Origin of the sequence: Agrobacterium sp. InxBP2 (assembly GCF_026191755.1) — a bacterium.
Taxonomy (GTDB): domain Bacteria; phylum Pseudomonadota; class Alphaproteobacteria; order Rhizobiales; family Rhizobiaceae; genus Agrobacterium; species Agrobacterium pusense.
In genome coordinates this window covers 326,178-337,560 of the sequence record NZ_JAINDY010000029.1, presented here as the reverse complement: position 1 = coordinate 337,560, position 11,383 = coordinate 326,178, and the positions used below count along the sequence as shown (strand labels likewise).

Genomic DNA, 11,383 nt, shown 5'->3' with positions numbered 1-11,383 from the left:
ATATGACATCCAAACTCGAACAACTTCGCGCCATCACCACGGTCGTTGCCGACACCGGCGATATCGAGGCGGTTGCCCGCCTGAAGCCGGTGGATTGCACCACCAACCCGACCATCGTTCTGAAGGCGCTTGGCACGCCGGCATTTGCCGATGCGGTCAAGGAAGCCATCGCCTGGGGCAAAAAGCAGGGCGGCCAGTCCGACGCCGTTGTTGCCGCCGTTGCCGATCGTCTGGCCATCTCCGTGGGGGCAGCGCTTGCCGGCCTCGTGCCGGGCCGCGTATCGACCGAAGTCGATGCCGACCTTTCATTCGATACCGAAGCCTCCATCACGAAGGCCCGCCACATCATTGCCGCCTACAAGGAGCGCGGCATCGAGCGTGAACGCATCCTCATCAAGCTTGCTTCCACCTGGGAAGGCATCAAGGCTGCCGAAGTGCTGCAGTCCGAAGGCATCGACTGCAACCTGACGCTCCTTTTCTCGCAGGCTCAGGCGATTGCCTGCGCCGAAGCCAAGGTCTTCCTCATTTCGCCCTTCGTCGGCCGTATCCTTGACTGGTACAAGAAGTCGACCGGCGAAAACTACACCGCCGAGACCGATCCGGGCGTCGTTTCCGTGCGCAGCATCTACAACTACTACAAGGCCAATGGCATCAGCACCGTCGTCATGGGCGCGTCCTTCCGCAACGTCGGCGAAATCGAAGCGCTTGCCGGTTGCGACCGCCTGACGATCAGCCCGGCGCTGCTGGAAGAGCTGGACAAGGATACCGGCAAGCTGGAGCGCAAGCTTTCGGCAGAAAACGTCAAGGCCGAGCCGCTGCAGTCGCTGGACGAGAAGGCATTCCGCTGGGCGCTGAACGAAGACGCAATGGCCACCGAGAAGCTCTCGGAAGGTATCCGCCTCTTCGCCAAGGATCTGGTGACGCTGCGCGAAATGGTGCGCAAGGAACTGACGGCCGCCGCCGCCTGACGAAAAAAGGGGGAACCATCCACGTTCCCCCGACGTTTACGAGACATAAATCTCCAGTCAACTGAAACGCGATCGGGTCCCTGCCGGTCGCGTTTTTTTGTGCTCAGATAGTGCCCGTCACGATCTCGGAGATACGTTTTGCTGCCTCGCGGATCAACACCTCGCAGGCCTCGCGTGTGGGCGCCTTGCCGCCAAGAGGGGTAATATAGGGGCAGGTGATCACGGCCAGCGCGGTGCCATCGAGCGTCAGCACCGGAGCGGAAATATTGCGGACCCCGGCGGTCTGGAGGCTGTCCATCGATTCGAAGCCGTTCTTGCGCACCTCTGCCAGCCGATCGGCAAGACCCTGCGGTATGGTCTCGCCGCTGCCGCGCACCTGTTCGGTTATCATGATCTGGCGCTGCGCTTCTGTCTGGAAGGCCAGAAGCACGTGGCCCGAGCCGGTGTGGAACAGGCTCATCTGCGCGCCGACACGCATGGACATGGCCCAGTAGGTGGATGATTCCTGTTGGGCAATGACCACAACGCTGCCGCGATCATGGACCGCCAGATGGCAGGCCTGCTCCGCACTCGCCGAAAAATCGCGCATGACAGGGGCTGCGAAGGAAACCAGCCGGCGGATCGGCGCATGGAAATGCGCCAGCCCGAACATCTTCAGCGTCAAAGAGAATCGATCGCCGTCAAGCCGCTGCACATAACCCCGGCGCACCAGCCGGTCCAGCATGCGGTAAAGCTCGTTGGGGCTCTTTCCGATGGACTTGGCGATCTCGATCTGTGTCAGCCCGCCATCGGTGCGGGCCAGAAGTTCGAGAATGTCCAGGCCCTTGTCGAGGGCGGGAGCGCGATATCTTTCGCTGTCGTCGTCGGTCATCTGGCCTCGATGATGATGGTGTGTATGGTCGCCGGCGCCGGGCTGAGCCTGAAAATAGGCTTGCCCTATACCGGCCGTCCACGCAAGTTTGCTTGACGCCATATGAATACCGCGTTTACATATGAATTGTCGATCCATATTTGAGATCACTGAAATTCAACGGCTCGGCCCCGGCAGGCGGGCGTGCCTTAGCGGGAGGCTATTCATGGTGCAGGATTTTAACGGCCGGACAGTGGTGATCACCGCGGCCGGTCAGGGTATCGGGCGGGCGGCGGCAGAGCGGTTCGTGTCGCTCGGGGCGCGCGTCATCGCCACCGATATCAATGAGCAGGCGCTTTCTACGCTCAAGGGGGCAGAGACGCGGGTTCTGAACGTGCTCGACGGCGATGGCGTAAAAGATTTTGCCGCCGATATCGGCCATGCGGATGTGCTGTTCAACTGCGCCGGTTTTGTTCATTCCGGCACCATCCTCGAGTGTGAAGAGAAGGACTGGGATTTCTCCTTCGACCTCAACGCAAAGGCCATGTACCGTACCTGCCGCGCTTTCCTGCCCGGCATGCTGGAGAAGGGAAAGGGCGCAATCGTCAACATGTCCTCGGTTGCTTCCAGCGTAAAGGGAGTGCCAAACCGGTTTGCCTACACCGCTTCCAAGGCCGCCGTTGTGGGCCTGACCAAGGCGATTGCGGCGGACTTCGTAACAAAGGGCATTCGTTGCAACGCCATCTGCCCCGGAACGGTGGATAGCCCTTCGCTGCACGATCGTCTGCGCGCCACCGGCAATTACGAACAGGCTCTTGCAGATTTCATCGCGCGCCAGCCTATGGGCCGCATCGCTACGCCGGAAGAGATCGCAGCGCTCGTCACCTACCTCGCGTCAGACGAAGCAGGTTTCACCACCGGCCAGATCCATGTCATTGATGGCGGCTGGACGGGCTGACGGATTTCAAGGGAGAGAGGAGGGCGACCGGCGTGACAACCGGTCGCCTTTTTCATTCAGACGACGGCGCTTCCGGCCATCAGCGCAAGCACGAGGAAGACCAGGAAGATCACCACGGCGATGAAGAACAGAATGCGGGCCACGCCGGCTGCAGCTGCCGAAATGCCGGTAAAGCCGAACACGCCTGCGATCAAAGAAATGACAAAGAAAATAAGAGCCCATTTAAGCATGGCGCTTCCCCTTTTGCGAAATTTTCCCGAGCCGCCGCCCCGCGACAGGCTCGATAAAATGACGCGCAAAAGGAGAAAATGTTCCACGCGCCCGTAAAAATCGTTCTTTTATATTGCCGTCTCACGGGCCGTGTCGGTACGGCGGGTTTTCCAGATGGTGCGGACGAATGTCGCGACGAAGGTGACGCTCATGAAGAGCACGATCGTGGGGGCGGGAGCGCTGTCGATCAGGAAACTCAGCCATATGCCCGCAAGCGACGAGGCGACCGCCACCGCAATGGCCACCAGCAGCATGGCGGAAAAACGCCGGGTCAGCAGGAAGGCGATTGCGCCCGGTGCGACGAGCATGGCGACGGAGAGAATGATGCCAACCGCCTTCAGCGCGCCGACTACGGTGAGCGACAGCACCATCAGCAGGCCATAATGCAGCACACGCACGGGCAGGCCGATGGCTCTTGCATGTTGCGCATCGAAGGCGTTGACCAGCAGATCCTTCCGCAGGATGCCGAGAAACAGAGTGGCGAAAAGCGCGATCACGCCCGTCTCCAGGATGTCCAAGGGCGCGATGCCGAGCATGTCGCCGAAGAGGATATGGTCGAGATGTACGTCGCTCTGCACCTTCACGTAAAGCACCAGTCCCAGCCCGAACATGCCGGAAAAGACGATGCCGAGCACCGTATCCTCCTTGACGCGGCTGTTTTCCTTGATGAAACCGGTGCCGAGGGCACATATCATGCCCGCGATGAAGGCCCCGATGGAAAGCGGGATGCCAACGATATAGGCCACCACCACGCCGGGCAGCACGGCATGGGAAACGGCGTCCCCCATCAGCGACCAGCCCTTCAGCACCAGAAAACAGGAGAGCATTGCCATGGGTACCGCGATCATCAGCGTGATCAGGAAGGCATATTGCATGAAAGGCAGCTGAAACGGCAGTATGGCCAGTTCGAGATATTCACTCATGGCGTTTCCTCCAGCGCCCTGCGCGCCTTGGCGCGAGAGGCGAGCAGGCCGTGTTTGGGTGCAAAGACGAAGGCGGCAAGGAAGATCGCCGTCTGTAGCACCACGATGACGCCGCCGGTCGCGCCATCGAGAAAATAGCTGAGATAGGCGCCGATGAAGCTGGTGGCCGCGCCGATGATGAGGCTCATCAGGATCAGCCGCTCGAAACGGTCGGTCAGGAGATAGGCAGTAGCGCCCGGCGTCACCACCATGGCGACGACGAGGAAAGCGCCGACAGTCTGTAGGGCGGCAACCGTGGAGGCGGCCAGCAGGGTGAAGAAGATCACCTTCAGCACTTCCGGTTTCAGCCCCACGGTGCGGGCGTGGTTCTCATCGAAGAACACCACCATGAAGTCGCGCCATTTCAGCGAAAGCACAAGGAGGCTGATACCGCCGATCAAAGCCAGCTGGATGGTGTCTTCAGCGGTGATGGCGAGGATATTGCCGAGCACGATGGTCTGGATATTCACCGAGGTCGGCGAGAGCGATACCATGAACAGGCCAAGCCCGAAAAACGAGGTGAAGATCAGGCCGATGATCGCATCTTCCTTGAGCCGTGTCTTCTGGTTCAGAAACAGCATGGACCCGGCCGCCAACCCGCCGGAGAGAAACGCGCCGAGCGAAAAGGGCAGGCCCAGCATATAGGCTCCGGCAACCCCGGGAACGATGGCATGGGAAAGCGCATCGCCGATCAATGACCAGCCCTTCAGCATCAGATAGGCCGAGAGAAAGCCGCAGACACCGCCCACCAGTGCGCTGACCCAGATGGCGTTCAACATGTAACCATAGGTGAAAGGCTCAAGAAGGGTCTCAATCATCGGCTTTCTCTTTCGGAGCCTCAGAATCGCCCCTGTCCTGGCCATTTTTGCCGTAGATCACGAAGGGCCGCTCGTCATCGGTTATGACCTTCAGGCGGCGCGGATCGGCGTCGCTATGCAACTCTGCTCCGCCGAGAACGAAGTGGCGCAGGCTGCCGCCGAAAGCCCTTTGCAGGTTTTCCTCTGTAAAGGTGTCGCTTGTTTTGCCCGACGCCAGAACCGTACCCTTGACGAAGACGGCGCGGTCGCAGAATTCCGGAACGCTGCCAAGATTGTGGGTGGAGACCAGCATGACGCGGCCCTCGTCGCGCAGCGCCTTCAAAAGCGCGACGATCTGCTCCTCCGTCGTCACGTCGACACCGGTAAAAGGTTCGTCCAGCAGGATCACCTGCCCTTCCTGCGCCAGCGCGCGGGCCAGAAACACGCGCTTCTTCTGCCCGCCGGAGAGTTCGCCGATCTGGCGCTTGCGATAATCGAGCATGTTGACGCGTTTCAGCGCCTCTTCCACCATCTGGTGATCGCGCTTCGAGGGAATGCGCAGGAAATTCATGTGGCCATAACGGCCCATCATCACCACGTCTTCCACCAGCACCGGAAAGCTCCAGTCCACCTCTTCCGCCTGCGGCACGTAAGCGACGAGGTTTTTCTTCAGCGCCTCCTTTACCGTCAGGTCGAAGATCGAGACGGAACCGGCGGCCAAAGGAACGAAACCCATGATCGCCTTGAAAATCGTGGACTTGCCGGCGCCGTTGACGCCGACAAGTGCCGTGATCGTTCCGCGCGGAATGGAGAAGCTGGCATCTCGTAATGCGGTGTGGCCGTTGCGATAGGTCACTGTCGCATTTTGAACCGTCAGGCCGCCGCCTGATTTTTTACTCCCCATTCTCATGAAGACAGTCCCTTGGCGATGGTTTCGCTCGTCACACGCAGCAGGTCCAGGTAAGTCGGGACGGGACCATCAGCCTCGCTCAGCGAATCCACATAGAGAATGCCGCCATAGGCCGCACCGGTTTCCTTGGCCACCTGCTGGGCGGGATCGGCGGAAACGGTGCTTTCGCTGAAGATGACGTGGATATTATGCTCGCGCATGGCGTCGATCACACCCCGAACCTGCTGGGGCGTGCCCTGACTGTCGGCGTTGACCGGCCAGAGGAACAATTCCTTCAGGCCGAAATCGCGGGCGAGATAAGAAAAGGCGCCTTCACTCGTCACCAACCAGCGCTTGTTTTCCGGAAGGGCCGAAAGTTCATTGCGGATCGGCTGCACCGTGGCCCTGATCCTGTCCGAATAGGCCTTGGCATTGGCGGCGTAGACATCGGCGTGGGCGGGGTCGATCTCGCTGAGGCCCTTGCGAATATTTTCGACGTAGATCAAGGCGTTATCGGGAGACATCCAGGCGTGCGGATTGGGCTTGCCCTGATAGGCGCCGCCGCTGATCGCCATCGGCTTCGCACCATCGCTCACCGTCACATCAGGCACGCCGGAGAGGTTAGTCAGGAATTTCTCGAACCACAATTCCAGATTGAGTCCGTTGCGCAGCACCAGATCGGCCTTGCGGGCCTTCAGAATGTCGCGGGGCGTCGGCTGGTAATTGTGGATTTCCGCGCCGGGCTTGGTGATGCTTTCCACCTCGGCCGCGTCACCCGCTACGTTGCGCGCCATATCGGCGATGATGGTAAAGGTGGTCACGACAACAGGTTTTTCCTGGGCAAAGCCGACGCCCGGAAGAAAAAGCGAGAAAGCGAAAATGGCGTGGCGGAATTTATGGACGTTCACGTGCTCACCAGATTTTGTTGCGACTAATTCGCAATACCATCTGTTATAAAATCACCTTTGTCAACGCTATTGCAAATCATTCGCAAATCTTGAGATTTCTGAAATGTCCGAAAATGATGCGCTTTTGCGGGTATCTTGCCTGCGGGATTAAACTTTTTTCAATGAGAAAGCGGCACTATCGGAAGGCTCGGACAGCGTGGTCCGAAGCTTATCCCGCGTGTGTTCCTCATCCTTCGAGCCACGTTTCCGGGGTGAGGGCGAGAGGCGGGGTACTTGATGTCAGGATGTTGCGGGTGAAAGCTGTATTCGGACGAATGCGGTTTTCGCGCAAGCTCGTTATGATTGGAGGCGGGATCCTGCTTTTGGCAGGCGCGACCGGTTCCGCTGCCGTGTTCATCGGCAGCGAGCGGCTGCTTGGCCCATCCTATGCCTCCACCAACGGGCTTTCCTGCGACGCAGTCCAGACAGTGAATATCCGCAAGAACGGCTCGCTATGGGTGCGCAAGTTCATTCGCACCGAAGGCGGAGACGGCACGGAGCGGTTGAAAACCGCCCTGCGCGTCGCCAAAGCGGTTTACGACAAACAGAAGCCCGATCTGGTTCAGGTCTCCGTGCTTGACAGGAACGGCCCGCAGCTGCGCTCGGAAATGCGTGGCCGGGCCATTGCCGCACAGGTGGTCTTCATTCCGGATCCGGCGAAAATTCCCGAGGGCGCCGAGGCCCGCCGTTATTCAGCCTTCTATTATGACGGCGCAGCAAATGGCAGCGGCCAGTTTTACGGTCTGCGCATCGATCTGCCGCTTGAAGATACCGAAGCCATGGCTGCCAGCCTCAGCGACTTCGCCGATTGTGCGACGCCGGTTGCGGAGCCGGAAGCGGGCGGCCACGAGGGCAAGTCCGCCAAAGGTCACGGCGAAAGCAAGGGCGGGGCCAGCGGCGAACATGACGCTGCGCCAACGGAGCCCGGCCATGGCGAAACTGCTCCGGAAGCACATGATGAAACTCCGTCTCCCGAAGCGCATGGTGAGACCGTCACCGACGAGCTTCTGACCTCGACACCGGAAGCCGAGGGCAGCAGCATCTTCAGCCTGTCCTATCTGAAGTCACTGATCTTCGGAAAAGGCTCGACCACCGCGCAGGCGGCGGAGGAAAAACCGATGGACGGAGAGGCGGCGGTGGCAGAGGAAGCTGCTGGCGAAAAGGCCAAGGCGGGGCATTGAGAGGGATTCGGCTGTTGCCTAGGCGTTCCTGTTTCATGCCGGCGGCAGGTTCCGCCGACGCTGCCTTGTCATGCTTGCGCGACGTCATCCTTGGGCTTGTCCCACGCCTCTAAGCACGTCAACAAAATCGCTACGTTAGCAAATCCTCGGGACAAGCCCGAGGATGAGGTTGAGTGAATATTCACCTTTCAGCGCCAACTTCAAGGGGATTGCAGCTTGCCCGGAAATTCGAACCGGGCAGCGCTCCTGGTGCCTCAATCCGCCTTGTTGCGGCGGGCCGGGAAGAGAATGACGTCGCGGATCGACGGGGCGTTGGTCAAAAGCATGATCAGGCGGTCGACGCCGATGCCGAGGCCGCCGGCGGGTGGCATGCCCTGGTCGATGGCGTCGAGGAACTCGTCGTCCAGCTGCTTGTCCTTTTCGCCACGCGCATGCGCCTGTTCCAGCTGCTCCACCATGCGGCGGCGCTGTTCTTCGGGATCGTTGAGTTCCGAGAAGGCGTTGCCAACTTCCCAGGCGTTGCAATAGCTTTCGAAACGCTCGACGAGGCGCGGTTCACCCGGCACTTCCTTGGCGAAGGGCGAGATGTCCTTCGGAAAATGCGTGACGTGGCTCGGCTGGATCAGCGTGCCTTCCACCTTCTCTTCGAAGATGAAGGCAAGGCATTCGCCCCAGGTCCAGTCCTTCTCGACAGCAAAACCGGCGGCCTTGGCGGCAGCTCGGGCTTCTTCGTCGGTCTTGATGGCGAGGAAGTCGATACCGGTTGCTTCCTTCACCGCATCAGGCATCGGCACGCGCTTGAACGGACCCTTGAACGAGATCGTCTGGCCCTGGAATTCCACCTCTGTGGTGCCGTGGAGCGAGATCGCCAGCGTCTCGAACAGCCGCTCAACGAGACCCATGATGTCCTCGTAATCGGCATAGGCCCAGTAGCACTCCATCATGGTGAATTCAGGATTGTGCCGTGTGGAGACGCCTTCGTTGCGGAAGTTGCGGTTGATTTCAAAAACCTTGTCGGACAGGCCCGAAACCAGCGTGCGCTTCAGGAACAGTTCCGGCGCGATGCGCAGATACATGTCCATCTTCAGCGTGTTGTGGAAGGTCTTGAACGGGTCGGCCGTTGCACCGCCATAGACGGTCTGCAGCATCGGCGTTTCGACTTCGAGGAAGCCTTCGGCTTCCATGAAGCGGCGGATGCCGGAGAGAATCTTCGAGCGCTGCAGGAATCGCAGCTTGGATTCCTCGTTGGAGAGAATGTCGAGGTGGCGCTTGCGGTAACGCAGCTCGATGTCGGAGACGCCGTGCCACTTCTCGGGCATCGGCAGCAGCGACTTCGTCAGCATGGTGATTTCTTCGGCGTTGATCGTCAGCTCACCGCGCTTGGTGCGGCGCACCTTGCCAGTCACGCCGATGATGTCGCCGATATCGATCATCGGCAGCAGGTTGCGCGCCGCTTCCGGCGTCGTATCCTTGTGGCTGAAGATCTGCACCTTGCCCGAGGCGTCATGAATATCCATGAACATGCCGGAATTGCGCGAGGAATAAACGCGCCCCGCCACCGTCACCGTATCACCGGTCTCGACGTCGGCTTCGATATCGGCATATTTTTCCGCCAGCTCGGCATTGCTCATCGTGCGGTGGAAATGCGCCGGATAAACGTCGCCGATCTGCTCGCGCAGCAGCGCAAGTTTCTGGCGGCGCACTTCTGTCGCGTCGGAGGAGAGGGCGGTGGTTTCGGTCTTGGTGTCGGTCATCGTGTTCGCCTTTAGCGGGCTTGTTCGTTGCGGTTACCCTTGGCGCTCTGGGTTACCCCCCTCTGTCCTGCCGGACATCTCCCCCTCAAGGGGGAGATCAGATGCCGCGCCCGCCCGTTCCATGGGCAAGGTGTCAGCCGCTTGTCGATCTCCCCCCTTGAGGGGGAGATGCCCGGCAGGGCAGAGGGGGGTGAGCCCCAGGCAAAGGGCGTATTCTAAAATGCTGCCGTCACCGCCAGCACGTCATCATCAGCTTCCGCTGCCAACCATCGTGGCCACAACGGCGATCGCAGCCTTCAGGCGCTGGCGCACGACGGAGCGGCCAAGCAGCGCCATCGAGTCAAACAGCGGCAGCGAGCGCGACGATCCGGACATGGCGACGAAAAGCGGCGGCGTGACGACACGCAGCTTCTTGCCAGTGCGTTCGGCCACATCGCGCAACTCCGCCTCGATGGCTTCCACGTTCCAGTCGGGCATCTTTTCGAGGTCTGCGGCAACCGTGGTGAGGATTTCGTGGATTTCTTCCGGCTTGCTCTTCAGCCCGGCAAAGGAGGCGGGCGTCAGGCCGGCATCGCTTGCGAGCAGGAAGCCGGCAAGGTTAGGCAGCTCGCCGAGTTTGGAAACGCGGCTCTGCGCAAGCTTCAGGCCCTCGGTCAGGCGGGAATTCTCCATCGCCCATTCCAGTGTGCGGGCAATGAACTCTTCCGGCGAAAGCTTTTCGCGCAGCCAGCGGCCGTTCAGCCAATCCAGCTTCTGAATGTCGAAAATGGCGCCGGCCTTGGAAAGCGCTTCCGGGTCGAACTTCGCGGCGAGCTCGTCCATGGTCAGAAGCTCTTCGCCCTCTGCGATCTGGATGAAGAACAGGCCGAGGAAGTTCATCAGCGCTTCCGGCAGGTAACCGAGCGCGGAATAATAGGAGATCGAGGTCGGGTTCTTGCGCTTGGAAAGCTTCGACTTGTCGGCATTGCGCATCAGGGAAAGATGCATGAATACCGGCTCCTGCCAGCCGAAATAACGGTACAGCAGGATGTGCTTGGGCACCGAAGCCAGCCATTCTTCACCGCGCGCCACATGGCTGATCTTCATCAGATGGTCGTCGATGACGTTGGCCATGTGATAGGTCGGCATGCCGTCGGCCTTGATCAGCACCTGCATGTCGACGGAATCCCACGGGATCGAGACATCGCCATAAACGCCGTCATGGAAATCGCACGAGCCTTCGGTCGGGATTTTCATGCGCACGACGTTGGGCTCGCCGGCGGCAACGCGCGCGGTCACTTCCTCGGCCTTCAGGTTGAGGCAGTGTCCGTCATATTTCGGCGGCTTTCCGGCGGCGCGCTGGGCCTCGCGCATTTGCTCCAGCCGCTCGGGCGTGCAGAAACAGCGGAAGGCATGGCCCTTTTCCAGCAGCTCTTCGGCATAGGGCCAGTACATCGCCTTGCGCTCTGACTGGCGGTAGGGACCGTAAGGGCCGCCGACATCGGGGCCTTCCGACCAGGTAAGGCCGGTCCAGCGCAGGGCTTCCAGCACCTTCTGCTCATATTCGAGGGTCGAGCGGGTGGCGTCGGTATCCTCGATGCGCAGGATGAACTCGCCGCCGTGTTTCTTGGCGAAGAGATAGTTGAACAGCGCGATATAAGCGGTGCCGACATGCGGCTCGCCGGTGGGGGAAGGTGCGATGCGGACGCGAACGCCGGAAGTGGTCATGAATTTCACTCGTCGTGACGTGGCGGTGACATCGGGGCGGTTCCACCCTGATACCACGGAGTTTTCGTTTGGATGCGGCAGGACATCATGTCAAAAGGCG

General features: G+C 60.2%; 11 protein-coding genes. 3 read left to right on the top strand and 8 right to left on the bottom strand.

What is annotated here, in order from left to right:
• The first annotated feature begins 2 nt into the window (after nt 1–2).
• Entirely contained in the window at nt 3–968 is a 966-nt protein-coding gene (tal, locus tag K7A42_RS14170) for a transaldolase (RefSeq protein WP_282455423.1), read from the top strand.
• Between the two features lie 103 nt (nt 969–1,071).
• On the opposite strand, the gene K7A42_RS14165 is transcribed toward tal, so the two are convergent.
• The gene (locus K7A42_RS14165) at nt 1,072–1,839 is read right to left on the bottom strand and encodes an IclR family transcriptional regulator (protein ID WP_034496812.1); all 768 of its coding nucleotides are present in this window, start codon (nt 1,837–1,839) and stop codon (nt 1,072–1,074) included.
• Nucleotides 1,840–2,044: 205 nt separating this feature from the next.
• On the opposite strand from K7A42_RS14165, the gene K7A42_RS14160 reads away from it, so the two are divergent.
• Nucleotides 2,045–2,776, top strand: coding sequence for an SDR family oxidoreductase (locus tag K7A42_RS14160; protein WP_004445231.1), 732 nt, complete (start codon nt 2,045–2,047; stop codon nt 2,774–2,776).
• Nucleotides 2,777–2,832: 56 nt separating this feature from the next.
• Here the strand turns inward: K7A42_RS14160 and K7A42_RS14155 are convergent, their stop codons facing one another.
• The 5 genes from K7A42_RS14155 to K7A42_RS14135 all read right to left on the bottom strand — a co-directional run bounded on the left by K7A42_RS14155 (nt 2,833) and on the right by K7A42_RS14135 (nt 6,602).
• Nucleotides 2,833–3,006: a DUF1328 domain-containing protein gene (locus K7A42_RS14155; RefSeq protein ID WP_003499086.1), complete on the bottom strand. Its 174-nt coding sequence runs from the start codon at nt 3,004–3,006 to the stop codon at nt 2,833–2,835.
• Between the two features lie 108 nt (nt 3,007–3,114).
• Nucleotides 3,115–3,969 (bottom strand): metal ABC transporter permease, encoded by an 855-nt coding sequence (locus K7A42_RS14150; protein WP_282455422.1) that lies wholly within the window; start codon nt 3,967–3,969, stop codon nt 3,115–3,117.
• Nucleotides 3,966–4,826 (bottom strand): metal ABC transporter permease, encoded by an 861-nt coding sequence (locus K7A42_RS14145; protein ID WP_006699540.1) that lies wholly within the window; start codon nt 4,824–4,826, stop codon nt 3,966–3,968. The genes K7A42_RS14150 and K7A42_RS14145 overlap by 4 nt, the downstream gene beginning before the upstream one ends.
• Nucleotides 4,819–5,715, bottom strand: coding sequence for a manganese/iron ABC transporter ATP-binding protein (locus tag K7A42_RS14140; RefSeq protein WP_282455421.1), 897 nt, complete (start codon nt 5,713–5,715; stop codon nt 4,819–4,821). Before K7A42_RS14140 ends, K7A42_RS14145 begins: the two co-directional genes overlap by 8 nt.
• A complete protein-coding gene (locus K7A42_RS14135; protein WP_416220913.1) occupies nt 5,712–6,602 on the bottom strand; it encodes a metal ABC transporter substrate-binding protein in 891 nt (296 codons plus the stop codon). The genes K7A42_RS14140 and K7A42_RS14135 overlap by 4 nt, the downstream gene beginning before the upstream one ends.
• 284 nt (nt 6,603–6,886) lie before the next feature.
• Between K7A42_RS14135 and K7A42_RS14130 the strand changes: the two genes are divergently transcribed.
• A complete protein-coding gene (locus tag K7A42_RS14130; RefSeq protein ID WP_153775763.1) occupies nt 6,887–7,822 on the top strand; it encodes a hypothetical protein in 936 nt (311 codons plus the stop codon).
• A 254-nt stretch (nt 7,823–8,076) separates the two neighbouring features.
• Here the strand turns inward: K7A42_RS14130 and lysS are convergent, their stop codons facing one another.
• Together lysS and gltX are read right to left on the bottom strand one after the other, a co-directional pair.
• Complete coding sequence (gene lysS, locus K7A42_RS14125; RefSeq protein WP_004445220.1) at nt 8,077–9,576, bottom strand: lysine--tRNA ligase; 1,500 nt, start codon at nt 9,574–9,576, stop codon at nt 8,077–8,079.
• A 249-nt stretch (nt 9,577–9,825) separates the two neighbouring features.
• Nucleotides 9,826–11,283: a glutamate--tRNA ligase gene (gene gltX / locus K7A42_RS14120; protein WP_035207129.1), complete on the bottom strand. Its 1,458-nt coding sequence runs from the start codon at nt 11,281–11,283 to the stop codon at nt 9,826–9,828.
• Nucleotides 11,284–11,383 lie beyond the last annotated feature (100 nt).